The 18,028-nt window shown below is 70.3% G+C and carries 18 protein-coding genes; 6 read left to right on the top strand and 12 right to left on the bottom strand.

Going from position 1 to position 18,028, the window contains the following annotated elements:
* Window positions 1–71: 71 nt before the first annotated feature.
* Window positions 72–1,106, bottom strand: a complete 1,035-nt coding sequence (gene hemE / locus DRV85_RS05455) for a uroporphyrinogen decarboxylase (protein WP_113288440.1) — start codon at window positions 1,104–1,106, stop codon at window positions 72–74.
* A 103-nt stretch (window positions 1,107–1,209) separates the two neighbouring features.
* Here hemE and hemC point away from each other — a divergent pair, with 103 nt between their 5' ends.
* Window positions 1,210–2,160, top strand: coding sequence for a hydroxymethylbilane synthase (hemC, locus tag DRV85_RS05460; RefSeq protein WP_113288441.1), 951 nt, complete (start codon window positions 1,210–1,212; stop codon window positions 2,158–2,160).
* Between the two features lie 92 nt (window positions 2,161–2,252).
* On the opposite strand, the gene DRV85_RS05465 is transcribed toward hemC, so the two are convergent.
* Together DRV85_RS05465 and smc are read right to left on the bottom strand one after the other, a co-directional pair.
* Window positions 2,253–3,665 carry an FAD-binding oxidoreductase gene (locus DRV85_RS05465; RefSeq protein WP_113288442.1) on the bottom strand — a complete coding sequence of 471 codons (1,413 nt, stop codon included), beginning with the start codon at window positions 3,663–3,665 and terminating at the stop codon, window positions 2,253–2,255.
* A gap of 158 nt (window positions 3,666–3,823) precedes the next feature.
* The gene (smc, locus tag DRV85_RS05470) at window positions 3,824–7,279 is read right to left on the bottom strand and encodes a chromosome segregation protein SMC (protein ID WP_113288443.1); all 3,456 of its coding nucleotides are present in this window, start codon (window positions 7,277–7,279) and stop codon (window positions 3,824–3,826) included.
* A 200-nt stretch (window positions 7,280–7,479) separates the two neighbouring features.
* Between smc and DRV85_RS05475 the strand changes: the two genes are divergently transcribed.
* A complete protein-coding gene (locus DRV85_RS05475) occupies window positions 7,480–7,935 on the top strand; it encodes a GNAT family N-acetyltransferase (RefSeq protein ID WP_113288444.1) in 456 nt (151 codons plus the stop codon).
* On the opposite strand, the gene DRV85_RS05480 is transcribed toward DRV85_RS05475, so the two are convergent.
* Window positions 7,936–8,232, bottom strand: a complete 297-nt coding sequence (locus DRV85_RS05480) for a hypothetical protein (protein WP_113288445.1) — start codon at window positions 8,230–8,232, stop codon at window positions 7,936–7,938.
* A 128-nt stretch (window positions 8,233–8,360) separates the two neighbouring features.
* Here DRV85_RS05480 and DRV85_RS05485 point away from each other — a divergent pair, with 128 nt between their 5' ends.
* Window positions 8,361–9,572, top strand: coding sequence for a TsoY family (seleno)protein (locus DRV85_RS05485; RefSeq protein ID WP_113288446.1), 1,212 nt, complete (start codon window positions 8,361–8,363; stop codon window positions 9,570–9,572).
* 73 nt (window positions 9,573–9,645) lie between these two features.
* On the opposite strand, the gene DRV85_RS05490 is transcribed toward DRV85_RS05485, so the two are convergent.
* Window positions 9,646–11,649 carry a bifunctional metallophosphatase/5'-nucleotidase gene (locus tag DRV85_RS05490; RefSeq protein WP_113288447.1) on the bottom strand — a complete coding sequence of 668 codons (2,004 nt, stop codon included), beginning with the start codon at window positions 11,647–11,649 and terminating at the stop codon, window positions 9,646–9,648.
* Between the two features lie 206 nt (window positions 11,650–11,855).
* On the opposite strand from DRV85_RS05490, the gene DRV85_RS05495 reads away from it, so the two are divergent.
* On the top strand, window positions 11,856–12,206 hold the full coding sequence (locus DRV85_RS05495) for a CidA/LrgA family protein (protein WP_113288448.1): 351 nt from the start codon (window positions 11,856–11,858) through the stop codon (window positions 12,204–12,206).
* Window positions 12,203–12,922 carry an LrgB family protein gene (locus DRV85_RS05500; RefSeq protein ID WP_113288449.1) on the top strand — a complete coding sequence of 240 codons (720 nt, stop codon included), beginning with the start codon at window positions 12,203–12,205 and terminating at the stop codon, window positions 12,920–12,922. The genes DRV85_RS05495 and DRV85_RS05500 overlap by 4 nt, the downstream gene beginning before the upstream one ends.
* Window positions 12,923–12,985: 63 nt before the next feature.
* On the opposite strand, the gene DRV85_RS05505 is transcribed toward DRV85_RS05500, so the two are convergent.
* From DRV85_RS05505 to DRV85_RS05525, 5 genes are all read right to left on the bottom strand, one after another.
* Complete coding sequence (locus tag DRV85_RS05505; protein ID WP_113288450.1) at window positions 12,986–13,546, bottom strand: F0F1 ATP synthase subunit B; 561 nt, start codon at window positions 13,544–13,546, stop codon at window positions 12,986–12,988.
* A 3-nt stretch (window positions 13,547–13,549) separates the two neighbouring features.
* Complete coding sequence (locus DRV85_RS05510) at window positions 13,550–14,095, bottom strand: F0F1 ATP synthase subunit B' (protein ID WP_113288451.1); 546 nt, start codon at window positions 14,093–14,095, stop codon at window positions 13,550–13,552.
* A 110-nt stretch (window positions 14,096–14,205) separates the two neighbouring features.
* Entirely contained in the window at window positions 14,206–14,442 is a 237-nt protein-coding gene (locus tag DRV85_RS05515; protein ID WP_113288452.1) for a F0F1 ATP synthase subunit C, read from the bottom strand.
* Window positions 14,443–14,506: 64 nt separating this feature from the next.
* Window positions 14,507–15,214 (bottom strand): F0F1 ATP synthase subunit A, encoded by a 708-nt coding sequence (locus tag DRV85_RS05520; protein ID WP_113288653.1) that lies wholly within the window; start codon window positions 15,212–15,214, stop codon window positions 14,507–14,509.
* A 48-nt stretch (window positions 15,215–15,262) separates the two neighbouring features.
* A complete protein-coding gene (locus tag DRV85_RS05525; RefSeq protein ID WP_113288453.1) occupies window positions 15,263–15,601 on the bottom strand; it encodes an AtpZ/AtpI family protein in 339 nt (112 codons plus the stop codon).
* A 216-nt stretch (window positions 15,602–15,817) separates the two neighbouring features.
* Between DRV85_RS05525 and DRV85_RS05530 the strand changes: the two genes are divergently transcribed.
* On the top strand, window positions 15,818–16,159 hold the full coding sequence (locus DRV85_RS05530) for an ArsR/SmtB family transcription factor (protein WP_113288654.1): 342 nt from the start codon (window positions 15,818–15,820) through the stop codon (window positions 16,157–16,159).
* A gap of 29 nt (window positions 16,160–16,188) precedes the next feature.
* Here DRV85_RS05530 and DRV85_RS05535 read toward each other — a convergent pair whose 3' ends face one another.
* Both DRV85_RS05535 and DRV85_RS05540 read right to left on the bottom strand, forming a co-directional pair.
* Window positions 16,189–17,094: a DMT family transporter gene (locus DRV85_RS05535; protein WP_113288454.1), complete on the bottom strand. Its 906-nt coding sequence runs from the start codon at window positions 17,092–17,094 to the stop codon at window positions 16,189–16,191.
* A complete protein-coding gene (locus DRV85_RS05540; protein ID WP_113288455.1) occupies window positions 17,091–17,972 on the bottom strand; it encodes a LysR family transcriptional regulator in 882 nt (293 codons plus the stop codon). Before DRV85_RS05540 ends, DRV85_RS05535 begins: the two co-directional genes overlap by 4 nt.
* Window positions 17,973–18,028 lie beyond the last annotated feature (56 nt).

The raw sequence follows: 18,028 nt of genomic DNA on the forward strand, positions 1-18,028 counted from the left end.
AATTTTCGTACAAAAATCCGCGGGCAGCGCACGACCGAAGGGAGAAATCTTTCGTCCGAAAGATTTTCGCTTCAGCCGCCGCGCACCGTGTCGATCATCAGCTGCACGTTGGCAGGGTCGGCGTCGGGCGTGATCCCGTGGCCGAGATTGAAGATGTGCGGGCCGCCGGAGAAGGCGCGCAGGATGCGCCGCGTCTCCTCCACCAGCGCCTCGCCCCCCGTGACCATGTGCGACGAGGCGAGATTGCCCTGCACGCAGCCGTCCCGCTGCACGTGCTCTGCCGCCCATTCCGGCGTCACCCCGTCGTCGAGCGCCACGCAATCGATGCCGGTCGCCTGCGCGAAGCCCTCGTAGCGCGCTCCGGCGCCTCGCGGGAAGCCGATCACCGGCAGGCCCGGGTGCCGCTCCTTCAGCGCTGCGGTGATCCGGCGGCAGGGCTCGAGCGCATAGCGCTCGAAATCGTCGCCCTGCAGCGATCCCGCCCAGCTGTCGAAGACCTTGACCACCTCGGCGCCCGCCTCGACCTGCCGCGAGAGGTATTCGACGGTCCCCTCCTCGAGCCGCGCGATCAGGCGGTCGAAGAGCGCGGGATTCTCGTCCTTGAGCTTGTGCGCCGGACCCTGATCCGGCGTTCCCCGGCCCGCCACCATGTAGGTCGCCACCGTCCAGGGCGCGCCCGCGAAGCCGATGAGCGTCGTCTCGGCGGGCAGCTCGCGCGACAGGATGCGCACGGTCTCGTAGACCGGGTTCAGCGTCTCGTGCACGGCCGCGGCGGGCTTCAGCGCCTCGAACTCCGCCTCGGTCGTCAGGGTCGAAAGCCGCGGCCCCTCGCCCGTGACGAACCACAGCTCCGCGCCCAGCGCCTGGGGCAGCAGCAGGATGTCGGCGAAGAGGATCGCGGCGTCGAAGCCGTAGCGCCGGATGGGCTGCAGCGTGACCTCGGCGGCGAGCTCGGGCGTATAACACAGCGACAGGAAATCGCCCGCCTTCGCCCGCGTTGCGCGGTATTCGGGCAGATAGCGCCCGGCCTGCCGCATCATCCAGATCGGCGGTACGGGCAAGGTCTCGCCCGCCAGCGCCCTGAGGATCGTCTTCGTCTCGGCCATCTCCGCCCCTTCCGCAACTCCCGCCAAGGGGTCGCCGCCCCTGCGCCGGCTGTCAAGACAGCAAGCGCTTGTCAGCCGCGCCTGACAGCCTTAGACCGGGGCCATGAGCATCGCCCTGCCCTCTCCCGACGCGCCGATGAAGATCGGCACCCGGGGCTCGCCGCTCGCGCTCGCGCAGGCGCACGAGACCCGCGACCGCCTCGCCGCGGCCTTCGACCTGCCCGTCTCCGCCTTCGAGGTCGTCAAGATCAAGACCACAGGCGACGCGGTCCTCGACCGCCCGCTCAAGGAGATCGGCGGCAAGGGCCTCTTCACGCGCGAGATCGAGCAGGCGCTGATCGACGGCGCCATCGACATCGCCGTGCACTCGATGAAGGACATGCCCGTCGCGCAGCCGGAGGGCCTCACGCTCGACACCTACCTGCCGCGCGAGGACATGCGCGACGCCTTCGTCAGCCATCGCCACCCCGCGCTCGCGGATCTGCCCGACGGTACCGTCGTGGGCACGAGCTCGCTGCGCCGCCGCGCGCAGCTGCTCTGGCGCAGGCCGGACCTCACCGTGGTGGAGTTCCGCGGCAATGTTCAGACCCGGCTGAGAAAGCTCGAGGACCGCGTCGCAGACGCGACCTTCCTTGCCATGGCGGGCCTCAACCGCCTCGACATGGCGCATGTCGCGCGCGGGCCGATCTCGCCCGACGACATGCTGCCCGCGGTCGCGCAGGGCGCCATCGGCATCGAGCGGCGCGAGGACGACGCACGCACCGCGGACATGCTCGCCGCAATCCACGATGCGCCCACCGCGACGCTGCTGGCCGCCGAGCGCGCCTTTCTCGCCGAACTCGACGGCTCCTGCGAGACGCCGATCGCCGGGCTCGCCGAGGTGCATGGCGGCACGCTGCGCCTGCGCGGCGAGATCCTGCGCCCCGACGGCTCCGAATGCCTTTCCGACGATGCGCGCGCGCCGGTGGAGGACGGCCCGGACCTGGGACGCGAGATGGCGCGCAAGCTGCTCGGACAGGCCGGCCCCGGATTCTTCGACTGGCGCGCAGCCTGAACGGCTCCCGCCCTTCTGCCTCGTCCGGAATATCCTCGCGGGTGAAGCCCGCGCCAGCGGCAGAGGGGGCCGACAGCCGCCCTCGCCGCACCTCAGTCGGGAAGCACCTTGCCCGGGTTCATCACGCCCGCGGGATCCAGCGCCGCCTTGATCGCGCGCATCGCCGCGAGCGCCGCCGCGTCCTTGCGCCGGCGCATCGAGGGCAGCTTGGCCAGCCCGATGCCGTGTTCGGCGGAGAAGCTGCCGCCCATCTCGCGCACGATCTCCTCCACGGCCTCCACGACCGCCTCCTTGAGCCCGGCATCCCCCTGCGACAGCCGCACGGCGTAGTGGATATTGCCGTCGCCCAGGTGCGCCACCGGCAACGCAACCGCCGCGGGATCGAGCGCCGCCACAGCGGCGTCGGCCCGCGCGAGAAAGGGCCCGACCCGGTCGAGCGGCACGGCGATGTCGTTCACCGCGACGGGTCCGGGCGCGAGCGCCACCTCCGCCGCCCGCTCGCGGCGGGCCCACATCTCGGCGCGCTGCGTGTCGTTCTGCGCCACCACGGCATCCAGCACCGCGCCTTCCTCGAAGAGATCGCCGAGGATCGCCTCCAGATAGGCCTGCACAGGCACCGTGCCGTCGGGCCCAGGGTCTGCGTCGCGCGGCGCCGTGGCGCCCACCTCGACCAGCAGGTTCACGTCATGGCTCTCCGCGAAGGGCGGCTTCAGAGCCGGATCATGCGCGAGCAGCGCCTCCATGTAGGCGCGCGGCATGTATTCGCAGGCCTCCACCGCGCCACCCGTCGCCTCCTGCAGGCGGTTGAGCAGCGCAAGCCCCGCGTCCAGCGAGGCCACCGCGACCATCGCCGTGGCATAGGCGCGCGGGCGCGGCACAAGCTTCAGCACCGCGGCCGTGATGATCCCGAGCGTGCCCTCGGCGCCGATCAGCAGGTCCCGCAGGTCGTAACCCGAGTTGTCCTTGTGAAGCTCGCTCATCAGGTCCACGACCTCGCCCGTCGGCAGCACCGCCTCCAGCCCGAGGCACAGATCCCGCGTGTTGCCGTAGCGCAGCACGTTCGAGCCCCCCGCGTTGGTCGAAAGCACGCCGCCGATCATCGCCGAGCCCTTGGCGCCGAAGGTCAGCGGAAAGGCGAGGCCGTGCTGCCCCGCCGCCTCGTGCAGACGTTCCAGCACGACGCCGGCTTCGACGATGGCGATACGCGCCTCCGGCCGGATCTCGCGGATCCGGCTCATGCGCTCCACCGACAGCAGGATCGCCCCCTCCGCGACTGCACCGCCATTGAGCCCCGTGTTGCCGGCCAGCGGCACCACCGGCACGCCCACCTCGTTGGCCAGCCGCACCACCGCGGCGATCTCCGCCGTGGTCGCAGGCCGCACCACGCAGAGCGGCGCCGAAACCCAGGCGCCGGTCCAGTCCTGCGCGTAACCGGCCATGTCTGGCCCGGTCATCACCTGCCCCGCGCCGACGATCTCGCCCAGTCGCTCCAAAAGATCCGCCATGCCGCCTCCGCTCGCTCCGGCCCGTTCTCGCCCGTCGCACGCCCTGCCGCAAGCCGCGGATCCCTCGCGCGGCACGCGCGACGGCGGCAGCGCCCCCGCCGCACGCAGTGCCAGAGGACGTGCGCGCGGCACGCGCGCGCCGCCTGGCACAGGCCGGGTCACGCCACGAGCTTCTCGGCGCGTTTGAGATCCACGCTCACGAGCTGGCTCACCCCCTGCTCCACCATGGTCACGCCGAAGAGCCGGTCCATCCGCGACATCGTCACCGCATGGTGCGTGATGATGAGGAAGCGCGTGTCCGCGCGCCGCCGCATCTCGTCCAGAAGGTCGCAGAAACGGGTGACGTTCGCGTCGTCGAGCGGCGCGTCCACCTCGTCGAGCACGCAGATCGGCGCGGGGTTGGCCAGGAAGACGGCGAAGATCAGCGCGAGCGCCGTCAGCGTCTGCTCGCCGCCCGAGAGCAGCGAGAGGGTCGAGAGCTTCTTGCCCGGCGGCTGGCACATGATCTCGAGGCCCGCTTCCAGCGGGTCGTCGGATTCGACCATGACGAGCTTCGCCTCGCCGCCGTTGAAGAGATGGGTGAAGAGCATCGAGAAATTCGCGTTCACCTGCTCGAAGGCGGTGAGCAGCCGCTCGCGCCCCTCCCGGTTGAGCGCGGCGATGCCGGCGCGGAGCTTCTTCACCGCCTCCTCGAGGTCGGCCTTCTCCTGCGCCAGCGTGTCGTGCTCCTCCTGCACGGCGCGCGCATCCTCTTCGGCGCGCAGGTTCACTGCGCCCAGCGCGTCGCGCTGGCGCTTGATTCGGGCGACCTGCGCCTCGAGCGTCTCGGCGTCCGGCAGGGCCTCCGGCTCAACGCCCAGCCGCTCCAGCAGACCCGCCGTCCCCGTCTCGTAGGCCTCGGAAATGCGCGCCTCGGCCTCTTCGGCGGCCTCCGTCGCGGCCTCGGCGCGCGCCGAGGCCGCCGCCTCGGCGGCGCGCGCGTCGGCTGCCGCGCGCTCGGCCTCCCGCTCCGCGGTGCCGGCGGCGCGGCTCTCCGCCTCGCCCGCGGCGAGGGCGTCCGCAGCGGCCGTGCGGCGCGCCTCGGCATCGCGCAGCGAGCGCGCGAGATCCTCCCGCCGCGCCGCGACCTGCGCCGGCACCTCCCGTGCGGTCTCGAGCTCGGCCTCCGCGGCCTGCAGGCGCTCCGAAAGCTCGGCGGCCCGCTCGTTCGCCGTCGCGAGCCGCCGCTGCCAGCCGTCGAGTTCGCGGGCCACCGTCTTGGCACGCGCCGCGCGCGCCTCGCCCTCTCGGCGCAGCGTGTCGTGGGCGCCGCGACGGGTCATCATCTCGGCGCGCGCGGCCTCGACCGCCTTGCGCAACGTCTCGAGCTCGGCCCGGCCCTTCGCCGGATCGTCCAGCGCGGCCAGCGCCGCTTCGGCCTCCTGCAGGCGGGCACGGGCCGCCTCGGCCTCCTCCTCGTGGCGTGCGGCCGCGAGGCGCAGGCTCTCCAGCCGTCCGGCGGCGAGGTTGCGCTCCGCCTCGGCCTTGCTGAGGGCGCGGGCCGCCTCGGCCGAGCGGGCGTCGGCCTTGCGCCGCGCCTCGCGCGCCTGCGCGTCGGCCTCGGTGAGCTCCCGAAGCCTCGCCGCCAGCGACTGATGCGCGTCGCGCGCGCCGTCGAGCCGCGCCGTGGCGCGCGCCATCTCCTGTTTGAGCGCCTCGAGCCGGTTGAGCTGTTCGAGGCGCAGCGCGGCCGCCGTGGGCGCATCGCCCGACCAGGCCGTGAACCCGTCCCAGCGCCACAGGTCGCCCGCGAGGCTGACGAGCCGCTGGCCGGGTTTCAGCAGCGGCTGCAGGCGCGCGCCCTCTTGTGCGTCGACAAGGCCGATCTGGCCCATCCGGCGCACCAGAACTTCCGGCACCGACACATGCCTGTCGAGCGGCGTCACACCTTCGGGGAGCGGCTGCTCCTGGTCGTAGGGCGGCAGGGGCAACCAGCCGGAGGCCCCTTGAGGATCGACCTCTGGCGCGCGCAGATCGTCGGCCAGCGCGGCGCCCAGCGCCTTCTCGAAGCCCTGCTCGACCTGCAGGCGGTCGATGACCGCACCGCCCTCGGCGGTGTCGCGTGACACCACCCGCGCGAGCGCGGCATGTTCCGCTTCGAGCGCGCTGAGCTCGCCCTCGGCGGCCGAACGCTCGGCGCGTGCCTCGGCCTCGCGGGCCTGGGCTGTGCCCCGCGCCTCGTCGGCCATGGCCAGCGTCCGTTCGGCCTCCGCCGCGGTGGTTTCGGCCTGCGCGGCCGCCTCCCGGGCCGTGGCCAGATCGTCCTCTGCGGTCTCGAGCCGCGCGCGGTGGCCTTCAGCCTCGTCACGCGCGCGTGCAGCCTCCGCCTCGTTCCGCGCCAGCGTCTTGCGGCAATCCTCCACCAGTCGCTCGGCCGCATGGTGGCGGGCTGCGAGCCGAGCGACGGCGTCGTTGGCCGCGTCGAGTTCCTCTTCCTTGTCGGCCAGCGCCCTGGCGGCCTCTTCCGCCGCCGCTTCCGCCGCGGCGAGGCGCTCCTCGTGGCCCTCCCCGGCAGCAGCCAGTTCGTCGGCCTCGATCTCCAGCGCGCGGATCGTCTCGCCCGCATCGCCGGTGAGCTGGGCCTCGCGCTCGCGGTCGCGCGAGAGCTGTGCGATGCGGCCCTCCAGGGTCTCGACGGCGCCCCGCGCGCGCTCTTCCTCCTGCGCGAGGGTCGCGCGCTCCACCTCGAGACGCTGGAGCACCGCGGCCGCGATGGACTCTTCCTCGCGCAGGGGCGGCAGCGCGGCATCGGCCGCCTCGCGCTCGGACGCGGCCTTGCGTGCGGCGGCCTCGGCGCGCGCGGTTTCGGCCGTAGCCTCCCGGAGCGCGGCCTGCGCGGCCGCGCGCCCGGCATCCGCGTCGCGCCAGCGGATATAGAGCAGGCTGCCCTCGGCCTGCCGGAGCTCTTCCGAGAGCTGCCGGTAGCGCGCGGCCTGTTTCGCCTGCCGCGCGAGCTGCGCGAGCTGCTGTGCGAGCTGCTCGATCACGTCGTCCACGCGCGAGAGGTTCGCCTCGGTGTTCTTCAGCTTGAGCTCCGCCTCGTGCCGCCGCTGATAGAGGCCCGAGATGCCGGCGGCCTCTTCCAGGATGCGGCGCCGCGCGGCCGGCTTGGCGTTGATCAGTTCCGCGATCTGCCCCTGGCGGACAAGCGCCGGGGAATGCGCGCCGGTCGAGGCGTCCGCGAAGAGCATCTGCACGTCCCGCGCGCGCACGTCCCTGGAGTTCGCCTTGTAGGCGGAGCCCACGTCGCGGGTGATGCGGCGGGTGATCTCGAGCACGTCGTCGTCGTTGAAGCCCGAGGGCGCGAGCCGCTCGGAATTGTCGAGCGTGAGCGAGACCTCGGCGAAGTTGCGCGCCGGGCGACGCGCCGTGCCCGCGAAGATCACGTCCTCCATGCCGCCGCCGCGCATCGCGGTGGGCCGGTTCTCGCCCATCACCCAGCGCAGCGCCTCCAGCAGGTTGGACTTGCCGCAGCCGTTGGGGCCGACCACGCCGGTCAGCCCCTCGGCGATCACCAGTTCGGTCGGATCGACGAAGCTCTTGAAACCGGAAAGGCGGAGCCTGTTGAAGCGCAAGGTCTCGTTCCTCGATTCCGCGGATGTCGCCAGAGTGAGCGGCGCGCGCGCCTCTGTCAATCAATGAGCGCAGGATGTGGGGCCTGTTTGAAGTGTTTTCCACAAGATATCGCAATGCCGGATGCCGGGGCACCGCCGGCTTGACGGCCTTCCCATGACGGGCAACATGAGAGGCGATCCAGCGTGCAGGGAGGAGCGGCATGGGCATCATCGTCGAGCCGGGCGATCCGCGGGAGCCGGAAAACCGCGCCCTGATCGATCAGGCCCAGGCGATGATGCAGGACATGTTTCCGCCGGAGGAGAATTTCTATCTTTCGCCGGAGGCGCTGCGCGGCCCTGACGTGCGCTTCTTCGTCGCCCGCGAATACGACACGACGCTGGGCTGCGGCGCGCTCGCGCAGCGGCAGGGCTACGGCGAGGTGAAGGCGATGTTCACGGCCCCCTTCGCCCGCGGGCGCGGGGTGGCGCGGCGGGTGCTCGCGCGGCTCGAGCTCGAGGCGCGGCATCTCGATCTGCCATGCCTGAAGCTCGAGACCGGCGACCAGCTGGCCGAGGCGATCGCGCTCTACGAATCGGAGGGCTTCGCCCGCTGCGGCCCCTTCGGCGACTACACCGAGAACAGTTCGAGCGTGTTCATGGCAAAGCCGCTGACCTGATCAGCCGGGGCAGTCGAGATCGGCGCGCAGGACCGACGGATCCCCTGTAATACGTTGGACGTCACAGCCAGTGGCCTGTTCGATCGCGGCCTCGGCCGCGCGCGCCACCTCGCCGAATCGGGGCAGCCATGCCGCGTTGCGCCGCACCGCTTCCGCCTCGTCGCCACGCTGTCGGATATCGAAGCTGTGCCCCAGGGCCTCTGCCCGGAGGGGCGGCAGCCCCTGGTAGCCGCGCCCGCCGGTGTCGCAGGCGGCCACCAGAAGCGCGACCGCGGTCATGCCTGCCTTGTTCCACATCAAGGCCGAGCCTCCCACCGCAAGGTTAACGATCCGTTAGCGAGGGGTTGATGCAAGAAGAGGCTTTACATTCCGATCTTGGCATGTATATAAACATTCCAAAGTCGGAATACGAAAGGACGTGACCGATGACGGACCTTCTCACCAAACCCGCCGACAGATACTCGCCGCTCTACTTCCTCGCCTCGCTCGGCGCGGGCGGCGTGGCTGTCACCTTCTTCATGTATCTCATGTTCTGGGTGCCGCATCCGGGCCAGCCGGTGCCGGTGTTCGAGGACATCGCGGCCGCCTTCGCCGCCGGTGGCCTCGGCATGCAGGCCGCGATCGCCGTCGCGGTGGTCGGGATCGCTGTATTCGCCTTTCTCAACGTGAAGTCGCTGATCTGTAACCTGCGCGCCTACGCGGCCTTCAAGCGCACGGAGGCCTATGAGGCGCTGCGCAAGTCCAACGCCGAGTCGACCCTGCTCGCCATGCCGCTCGCCCTCGCGATGACGGTGAACGTGGGCTTCATCGTCGGGCTCGTGTTCGTGCCGCAGCTGTGGAGCATCGTGGAATACCTCTTCCCGGCCGCGATGGTGGCCTTCCTGCTGATCGGCGTGCTGGCGTTCCGGCTGATCGCGGACTTCCTGGGCCGGGTGCTAAGCGAGGGCGGCGTCTTCGACGTCACCGCGCACAACTCCTTCGCGCAGCTCCTGCCGGCCTTCGCGCTGTCGATGGTGGCCGTAGGCTTCGCCGCGCCCGCCGCGATGAGTGGCACGCCCGTGACGGTGGGCACCAGCCTCGTGCTCTCGACCTTCTTCGGCGTCACGGCGGCGGTCTACGCCGTGATCGCGGCGGTCACCGCCTTCAACTCGATGCTGCACTACGGCACCGCGCGCGAGGCCGGCCCGACCCTGATGGTCGTCGTGCCCATCATGACCGTCCTCGGCATCATGCTGCTGCGCCAGGAGCACGGCCTGCACACCACCTTCGATGCGAACGGCAACCCCGGCGAATCGCTCGTCATGCTTGCGCGTATCCTGACCGTGCAGTTCGTCTTCCTCGGCCTCGGCATGCTGGTGCTGCTGCGTCAGCGCTACTTCGACGACTTCGTGTTGGGTCAGAAGACCTCGCCCGGCTCCTACGCGCTGGTCTGCCCTGCGGTGGCGCTCTCGGTGATGGGGCACTTCTTCATCAACAAGGGCCTCGTCGGCGCTGCCGTGGTGGACAAGTTCTCGCTCGCCTACTGGGGTCTGACGGCCGTAGCGCTGGCCTTCCAGGCGGTTGCGATCGCGCTGGTCCTTCGGCTGAACCGCCAGCACTTCACCCGCACCGAAGCGGCGGCAGTGCCGGCCGAGTGACCGGCAGACACAATCCGACGAAAGAAGGGCGCGCTGCATGGCGCGCCCTTCTTAATTCGCCTGGGCCTGCGGCTCAGGCGACCACCTGGAACCGCCCGTCCAGATCGGCGCCAGCAGCTCGGGTCACCGTGCCCATCTCTCGGATGGCCGCGATCAGTTCGTTGCGATAGACGAGCCCGGTGTTGTCGAACGGCAGACCCCGCACGTCGTAGCCCGGCACCTCGCCAGGCACGCCGCCGCCGATCGGCTTGTCGTTCCAGGCCTCGGAGAAGCCGCCCAGCATGATGTAGGTGTTGAAGGCCATCGTGAACTCTTTGTCCAGCACCTCCTCGACGGGCCGGCCGTTCAGCATGATGTCGGTGGCCCGGGCCTCGGCCGCCGAGGCGCCTAGCACTGCAGTGTAGCGGATGCCGGACGAGAAATGCAGCATCCCGCGCGAGACGAAGGCGGAAAGGTCGGTGCCCTCCACCTCTTCGGGGCGCAGGAGACGCCTCGCATTCGAGGTCAGCATGTCCCGGATCTGCGCCCCGGTCATGGTGGCGATCTCCACCTGGTCGGCGTAGGGCATCACGTCGAACCACTCGCGAAAGCTGAGCGGCCCGGCATTGACACCCTTGGCGAGCCCGGTCGCGTTGAAGAGGGCGAAGTCCACGCGCCCGCCCGGGAAGGTCTCGGACCGCTTCACCAGAGTGTCGTTCATGAAATTGGCGATCGCCGTCTCGCCCGTATAGCGCGTGGCCAGCGTCTCCTCGGTCGAGATCGGCGCATCCTCGGCCACCTCACCGATGATCTCGGCGAGCTTCGTGTCGAGCGCCGCGATCATCGGGGCCATGACCTCGGCCTCGAAGGCGGCGTCGTAGTCGTCATCGTGCTCGAGATCGTCGTAGCCGTCCTCACCCTCCGACACGCGGTCGTCGCGGCGCTTGATCGTGTGCAGGGCGACATTGCTGAACCACGCCTCGCGCCCCTGCCCCGCGGCGAGCGACATCGAGATGTCGCCGAGAAAGGCACCGTTCGCCTTCGCCTGCGTGAGCAGCACGCCCGAGACCATGTTGTCCGGATCCATGCCGTCGGCGTTGAGCTCGGTGTGAGAATGGCCGCCGACGATGACCACCGGCTTTTCCGAGAGCGGGCCGATCGCTTCGGCGATGGCGAAGTCGCCCTCGCCGATCTCGCGCAATGCCCCGGCCTTGCCCGAGCGGTGCATGTCCTTGCCGTAGCCGCAGTGCGACAGGATCACCACCACGTCCGAGACGGCCTCGACCGCCTTGTAAAGGTTGCGTGCCGCCTCGACGGGGCTCGCCACCGCCATGCTCGGGTCGCTCTCCATGCCGACCCGCGTATCGACCGCCGTCGTCAGCCCGATGACCCCGACGCGCAGCCCGTCCGCCTCGATCACCGCGGCGGGCGCATAGTCGCGGTCGCGCGCGAGATGCGCCGAACCATGGACGTTGGCCGAGAGAACGGGGAATTCCGCGTTGCGGTCGATGCCGAGCTTGAGCTGCGCCGCGCCGCGGTCGAACTCGTGATTGCCGAGCACGGCCACGTCCACCCCCGCGGCGGAGGCGGCGGCGTAGCCCGTGTCCACGACGAACTCCTCTTCCGACCAGCCCATCAGCTCGTCGAAGATCGAGCCGGTGTGGTCGTCGCCGCCGGACAGGAACAGGACCGTCTCGTTCGGCCGCGCCGCGGCTTTCGCCTCTCTTACCAGCTTGACCATCTGTGCCATGCGATGCGTGTCGCCCCGGCTGGCGTGCATGTCCGTCATGTGGTTGTGCATGTCGTTGAAATGCATCAGCCGCAGCACGCGCCGCTCGCCGTCTTCGAGGCGCTTCTCGAGGACGGGCGCACCGTCCTCGGCGACGATCGTGGTGATCGGGCCGCCGAGCGGGTCGCCCTCGAGCAGAAAGACGCGCTGCGCGCCGCCCGCCGGGTTCGCGGGAGCAGCCACCATGCGAAGCTCGCCCGGCCCCGGGGTCGCGTTCGCCCGGGTGACGAGGAGGGGCGAAAGCGCCGTCGCGGCGGCGAGGCCGGCTGTGCCGGCGAGCATCTGGCGACGCGTGAACGAAACAGGCATGGGCGAACCTCCTCTTTCCTGAAGACGAGCTTCGTGGAACAGGCACGAGGTAACGTGCGCGTGACGCCTGCGTGAAGATTTGCCGTCGGCCGCGTGCGCCCGACCGGTTTCCCCCGCCCGACAAGAAACGGGCACGCCCCGCAGGGCGCGCTCCTTTTCTTTTGCGCGCAGGTGATCGCATCATGCGCCGACAAGGAGGAACAGGCATGATCGTCAACATCGCCATTCTGCTGGTCTGTCAGCTGATCGGAGAGGCCACGACGCGCGCGCTCGACGCACCGGTGCCGGGGCCGGTTCTGGGCCTCGCACTCCTTCTCGGGACATTGGCGCTGCGCCCCGCATTTGTGCCGCGCGTGGCGCCCGTTGCGAACGGGCTTCTCGCGCATCTATCGCTGCTGTTCGTGCCGGCGGGCGTGGGCGTGGTGGCACACCTCGACCGGCTGGGAAGCGAAGGCCCCGCGCTCCTCGTCGCGCTCCTGGGCAGCACCGTCGCCACGCTCGCCGTCACGGCCGGCGTCTTCGTCGGGCTTCGCCGGCTCATCGGGGCGAAGCCATGAGCCCCGAGGTCATCGACATCTGGAGCTATCTCGCGCGCGAGCCGCTCCTCTGGCTGACGGTGACGCTGCTGGCCTATCTGGCGGGCGACGGGATCTCGCGCGCGACGGGGCGGGCGCCGCTCGCCAACCCGGTGCTGATCGCGATGCTCCTGCTTGCGGGGCTGCTGGAGGCGACGGGCACGCCCTACGCCGACTACTTCGAGGGCGCGCAGTTCGTCCACTTCATGCTCGGCCCGGCGACGGTGGCGCTGGCGGTGCCGCTCCACGCCGCGCTGCCGCGGCTGCGGGGGCTGGTGATCCCGATGCTCGGCGCGCTCGCGGCGGGCTCGGTCACGGCGATCCTCTCGGCCCTGCTGATCGCCCGCGCTCTTGGTGTGGAAGGGGCGACGCTCCTCTCGCTCGCGCCGAAGTCCGCGACCGCGCCGGTCGCCATCGGCATCGCGGAAAGCCTCGGCGGGCTGCCGACGCTGACGGCGGCGCTGGTGATCCTGACGGGGATCATCGGCGCGGTGACGGTGACGCCGCTGATGAACGCACTTCGCATCCGCGACTGGCGCGCGCGGGGCTTCGCCGCGGGCGTCGCCGCGCACGGGATCGGCACCGCCCGCGCCTTTCAGGTGGATCCGACGGCGGGGGCGTTCTCCGGGCTCGGCATGGGGCTCAACGCGATGCTGACCGCGCTCCTCGCCCCGTGGCTCGTCGCGGCGTTCACCTGAGGCGCACACGAAAGGGCCCCGGCGACGCCGCCGGGGCCTGTCCAGAACCGCGTTGATCCCGCGTCAGTGCAGGTGCTTTTCCACCTGCGCGATGGCGTCGTCCACCAGCGCGTCGTTGCGCTGATCCGTCATGTGCTTCGCAATCACATCCCGTGCGGCGGCGACCGCCACCTCGGCGGCACGCTCGCGCACCTCGCGCACCGCGGCAGCTTCGGCCTGCGCGATGCGGTCCTCCGCCGCCTTCATGCGGCGCGTGATGGACTCCTCGAGGTCGGCCTTGGACTGCTCGGCCGACAGGCGCGCCTCTTCCTTGGCGTGCTGCACGATGCGATCCGCCTGCTCCCTGGCTTCACGCGTCTTGCGCTCGTAGGAGGCCAGCAGGCTCTGCGCCTCTTCCCGGATGGCGCGCGCCTCGTCCAGTTCGGAGCGGATGCCCTCGGCGCGGCGGTCGAGCATCTCGGCCACCTTGGACGGCACCCTGAAATAGACCAGGATGCCGATGAACACGAGAAAGCCCAGCAGGACAACGAAGTCGGTATTGCCCAGCGAAAAGAACGGCCCCTTGGCCGCCTGGGCCGGCGTGGCCATCGCCAGCGCCAGCGTCGCAGCGATCACAGCCCGCATCTCTCAGCCCTCCATGCGGGCAGCGACGGCCCGCTCGATCTCGGCCTGCTCGGCCTCGGTGCCCATCACCTCGAGCACGGCGCCGGCCGTGTCCTGCGCAACCTCTCGGATGCTCTCGAGCGCGCCGGCGCGGATCTCGGCGATGGCCTGTTGCGACTGCTCGACCTTCTCGGCGATTTCCGAGTCGGCGCGCGCCATCGCCGCATCGACCTCTTCCTGCATCTCGGCCTTGGCGGCGGAGATGATCTTCTGCGCCTCGGCGCGGGCGTCGGCAAGCGCCTTTTCATAGGCTTTCTCGGCTTCCGCGGCCTTGGCCTTCAGATCTTCGGCCGCTGCAAGGTCGTTGCTGATCGTGCCGGCCCGCTCCGAGAGCACCGCCGCGATCCGCGGCAGGGCAACGCGCGTCAGCACGAAATAGATCACGATCAGCGTGACGATGAGCCAGAAAATCTGGTTCGGAAACCAGTCGAAGCAGAGCTGCGGCAAGCCGATCGCGCTGCCGTCGGGGCCTACGCAGGTCGAAGCCGAGCCTGGGGTCTCTGTCGCCATCGGCGCCTCCGTGGATGTCCTGTCGCTCCGGCCCGCGGCGGAGCCGGTGTGCGGGGCGCGCGCCGGTCAGGCCGGGCGCGCCCCTCCCGCAAGGATCGTCTCCACCGTCCTCAGACGGCGAACATCAGCAGCAGGGCGACCAGGAACGAGAAGATGCCGAGCGCCTCGGCGAAGGCGATGCCGATGAAGAGCGTCGCGGTCTGGCTGGCTGCGGCCGAGGGGTTGCGCAGCGCCCCCGAGAGGTAGTTGCCGGCCACATGGCCCACACCGATGGCGGCGGCGCCGGAACCGATGGCGGCGAGGCCCGCGCCGATGAACTGGCCCATGTTTGCGATATCGCCTTCCATTGTCCTGATCTCCTTGTGGGTTGGAAGCGGATCGGAAAGAGCGGTGGCGCGCCGCGCCGGCCGCTCAGTGATGCGGATGCAGTGCGTCCTTGAGGTAGACGCAGGTGAGGATGGTGAAGACGTAGGCCTGGATGAAGGCCACCAGCACCTCGAGCCCGTAGATGGCCGTCACCGCGAGGATCGCGATGGGCGAGATCGCCGCCACCTGTGCGAAGCCCGCGAAGACCTTGAGCACTGCGTGGCCGGCCATCATGTTGCCGGCGAGACGAATGGAGTGGCTCACCGGGCGGACGAAGTAGGAAATCACCTCGATCAGGGCGAGAACGGGCCGCAGCGGCAGCGGCGCCTCCTTCACCCAGAAAAGCTCGAGAAAGGCAGCGCCGTTCTTCACGAAGCCGATGACCGTGACGGTGAGGAAGACGGCGAGCGCGAGCACCGCCGTCACGGCGATATGGCTCGTGGTGGTGTAGCTGCCGGGGATGAGGCCGAGGAAGTTGGCGAAGACGATGAACATGAACAGCGTCATGATGTAGGGAAAGTACTTCAGCCCGTCCTTGCCCGCGACGTCCTCGACCATCTTGTAGATGAAGCCGTATGCCAGTTCGCCGACCGACTGGCTGCGCGAGGGCACGACCGCCCGACGCGAGGTGCCCAGGACCAGCAGCGCGATGATGCCGAGCACGCCCAGCGCCATCCAGAGCGTGACGTTGGTGATGGTGTACCAGTGCACCGGGCCGTCGCCGAAGAGCGGCTTCACGATGAACTGATCCATCGGGTGGAAAACGAGCCCGCTGCCCTCGCCGGTATCCGTCGCCACGGCCTAGTCCCTCTCGTCCGCCTCGTCGCCGCCCTCTCGGGCCGCCAGTTTCGCCTGCTCGATCTCCTTCGCGCTGCGCAGCATCGTCTTGATGCCGGCCGCGAAGCCGAGCAGCGTGAAGGTCACCAGCAGGATGGGCATCGTCCCGAAGAGGGTATCGAGCCCATAGCCGATGCCGAAGCCGATGGCGAGCCCCGCCACCAGCTCGATCACCATCCGCCAGGCGAGCTGCGCCTGCGAATAGTGCTCGTCCCCGCGGGGCTTCGGCGCCTGCGCTGCCTTGGCAGCCTCAAGCCTCTTCTCGAACTCGGCCATGCGCCGCTGATGTTCGGGATCGGGCACCTTCGCCTCGCGGATCGTCGAGCGCTTTGCTACGGCGCAGCGAGACGCGAGTCAAGCGATGCCGAATTCGTCGCAAGCATCTGTTGTAAAAACGTTTTTCCGAGAACCGCGCGTCAAGGAGGCCACCGCCACGCGGTCGGGCATGTTCAACCTTTCGGTTGAGCTTCCCGCTCACCCCGCTTGACGCGGGCACCTTCGCCACGGCTTATGCCCGCGATGTCCGACGACCTCGACACCGTCTTCGCCGCGCTCGCCGATCCGACCCGCCGGGCGATCCTCGCGATGCTGCTCGAGGACGACATGGCGGTGACGGATGTGGCCGAACCCTTCGACATGTCGCTCGCCGCGATCTCCAAGCACCTGTCGATCCTCGCCCGCGCCGGCCTGATCAGCCGCGAACGCCGCGGCCGCGTCACTTGGTGCAAGCTGGAGCCCGACGCCCTGCGCGCCGCCAGCGTCTGGATGCAGGGTTTCGGCCAGTTCGACCGTCTCGACTTCGACGCCTTCGAGCGGTTCCTCGAGCGGGAGCTTGGCGTGCCCGCCAACGACGCCGAGTAGAGGCGCGCGCAAGGACAGCGCCGACGCGCCTAGCGCGTCACGGGCGCGCGCACCGCCTCCTCGTCCTTCAGCAGCAGCAGCAGCGCCACAACCGTCAGCCCGAGCCCCGCCAGCACCAGCGGCCGGGGGCCGCCGTGGCCCAGCGCCAGTTCCCAGACCAGCACCCATGACGGCGTGAGATAGGTGTAGGCCATGACCTTGGCCGAGGGCAGCCTGAGCGTCGCGTATTGCAGCAGCACGAAGGTTGCGGCCGACGCGAAGAGCGCGAGATAGAGCAGCGCCACCCAGACAAGCGGCCGCAACGCCGCCCAGTCGGTGGCGCGGATGTCGGACCAGCCGTAGGCGGTCAGCAACGCGCAGCCCGCCAGCAGCATCCCGAAGGTGAAGAGCACCGCGGGCTCGCCGCGGTTCAGCCTGCGCACCATCGGCGTGTAGATCGCGTGTGACACGCAGCCCACGAAGTAGATGAGCTCCCCCTGCCCCACCTCGAGCGCGAGAAAGGCCGAAAGATCCGCGCGGAAGATCACCCAGAGCGCGCCCGCCGCCCCGATGGCGAGCGCGGCGGCCATGCGCGGAGTCGTGACCTGCCGCAGCAGCAGCCAGCCGATGCCCGCGGACATGACCGGGGTCAGGGTGAAGACGGCCGAGGCCGCAACCGGCGGCGCGGTCTTCAGCCCCTCGAACATCAGCACGAAATAGGCCGCGAAGAGTCCGCCAAGGACGAGGTAGCGCCAGGGCGCCTGCAGGGCGCGGCGGTCGAAGCGCCCCGTGGCCGCGACCACTGCGCCGATGACCGCCGCGGCGATGGCGAAGCGCGCGGCGTTGATCGCCGCCGGTGCGATCTCGTTCGCCACCATCCCGCCCAGCGAGAAGGAGCCGGCGACCAGCGCGGAGAAGAGCAGCATCGCCAGGTGGCCGCGGGCGGCATCGCTCATGCCGTGTCCCAGTCCCTGGCGGCGTCCTTCAGCGCCTTGAGCAGCGCCTGCACCTTGGAGCTGCGGTGCAGGTCCACGTGAGTCACCAGCCAGATCGGCGCGCCCCACTCCTCGCGCGGGGCCGCCACCTCGACGAGGTCGGGATGCGCCGCGGCCGTCCAGGGCGCGAGAAAGCCGATGCCCGCGCCGGCCAGCACCGCATCCTCCTGTGCCCGCGGGTCCGGGCTGCGGAAGACGATCTGCTCGGCCGGCACGGTCTGGCGCAGCCAGCGCTCGGTGGGCGCGCGCGGCTCTTCGCTGTCGGGGCCGACGAAGCGATGGCCGTCGAGCGCATCGAGGCTCTCGGGCAAACCGTGCGCCTCCGTGTAGGCCCGCGCGGCGTAGAGCCCTGCGCGCTGGTGAAAGAAGGGCTGCACGACGTTGTCGGGCTCCTGCGGGGGCGGGCCCGCCCGCACCGCGACATGTGCCTCGCCGTATTCGAGGCGGAAGAGCCGCGTACCGGTCAGGTAACGCAGGATCACATGGCGATGCGCGCGCTGGAAGCCGGCGAGCACGGGCGCCAGCAGCGGCGCGAACATGGCGAGCGAGGTGACGGTCAGCTCGCCCGACACGTCGTTGCCCCGGCCGCGGATACGGCTCGCGAGCTGGGCGAACTGGTCGTCCGTGGTCTGCGCCACGCGCAGCAGGTCCTGCCCCGCCTCCGTGGGCGTGTAGCCGCGCGCGTGGCGCTGGAACAGCTTGACGCCCAGCCGCGCCTCCAGTGCGTCGACATGCCGGATCACGGTGGCGTGGTGGACGCCCAACGCCTCTGCCGCGCCGCTGACGGTGCCGGCGCGGGCGACGTGATAGGCGGTGCGGATCTCGTCCCAGTTGTCCATGGCCGACCTGTGCGCTGGCGAACAGAAGCGATCGGGACAAGAGCAGATCGCGCAAA

This window comes from Rhodosalinus halophilus (genome assembly GCF_003298775.1).
Lineage (GTDB): Bacteria > Pseudomonadota > Alphaproteobacteria > Rhodobacterales > Rhodobacteraceae > Rhodosalinus > Rhodosalinus halophilus.

Excerpts from the sequence above, each read along its gene's own strand:
- hemC (WP_113288441.1), top strand. The coding sequence starts at position 1,210 with ATGAGCATCGCCCTGCCCTCTCCCGACGCGCCGATGAAGATCGGCACC.
- hemE (WP_113288440.1), bottom strand. The coding sequence starts at position 1,106 with ATGGCCGAGACGAAGACGATCCTCAGGGCGCTGGCGGGCGAGACCTTG.
- DRV85_RS05480 (WP_113288445.1), bottom strand. The coding sequence starts at position 8,232 with ATGTGGAACAAGGCAGGCATGACCGCGGTCGCGCTTCTGGTGGCCGCC.
- DRV85_RS05495 (WP_113288448.1), top strand. The coding sequence starts at position 11,856 with ATGATCGTCAACATCGCCATTCTGCTGGTCTGTCAGCTGATCGGAGAG.
- DRV85_RS05515 (WP_113288452.1), bottom strand. The coding sequence starts at position 14,442 with ATGGAAGGCGATATCGCAAACATGGGCCAGTTCATCGGCGCGGGCCTC.
- DRV85_RS05530 (WP_113288654.1), top strand. The coding sequence starts at position 15,818 with ATGTCCGACGACCTCGACACCGTCTTCGCCGCGCTCGCCGATCCGACC.
- DRV85_RS05465 (WP_113288442.1), bottom strand. The coding sequence starts at position 3,665 with ATGGCGGATCTTTTGGAGCGACTGGGCGAGATCGTCGGCGCGGGGCAG.
- DRV85_RS05540 (WP_113288455.1), bottom strand. The coding sequence starts at position 17,972 with ATGGACAACTGGGACGAGATCCGCACCGCCTATCACGTCGCCCGCGCC.
- DRV85_RS05475 (WP_113288444.1), top strand. The coding sequence starts at position 7,480 with ATGGGCATCATCGTCGAGCCGGGCGATCCGCGGGAGCCGGAAAACCGC.
- DRV85_RS05505 (WP_113288450.1), bottom strand. The coding sequence starts at position 13,546 with ATGCGGGCTGTGATCGCTGCGACGCTGGCGCTGGCGATGGCCACGCCG.
- DRV85_RS05510 (WP_113288451.1), bottom strand. The coding sequence starts at position 14,095 with ATGGCGACAGAGACCCCAGGCTCGGCTTCGACCTGCGTAGGCCCCGAC.
- DRV85_RS05535 (WP_113288454.1), bottom strand. The coding sequence starts at position 17,094 with ATGAGCGATGCCGCCCGCGGCCACCTGGCGATGCTGCTCTTCTCCGCG.
- DRV85_RS05500 (WP_113288449.1), top strand. The coding sequence starts at position 12,203 with ATGAGCCCCGAGGTCATCGACATCTGGAGCTATCTCGCGCGCGAGCCG.
- DRV85_RS05520 (WP_113288653.1), bottom strand. The coding sequence starts at position 15,214 with ATGGATCAGTTCATCGTGAAGCCGCTCTTCGGCGACGGCCCGGTGCAC.
- DRV85_RS05490 (WP_113288447.1), bottom strand. The coding sequence starts at position 11,649 with ATGCCTGTTTCGTTCACGCGTCGCCAGATGCTCGCCGGCACAGCCGGC.
- DRV85_RS05485 (WP_113288446.1), top strand. The coding sequence starts at position 8,361 with ATGACGGACCTTCTCACCAAACCCGCCGACAGATACTCGCCGCTCTAC.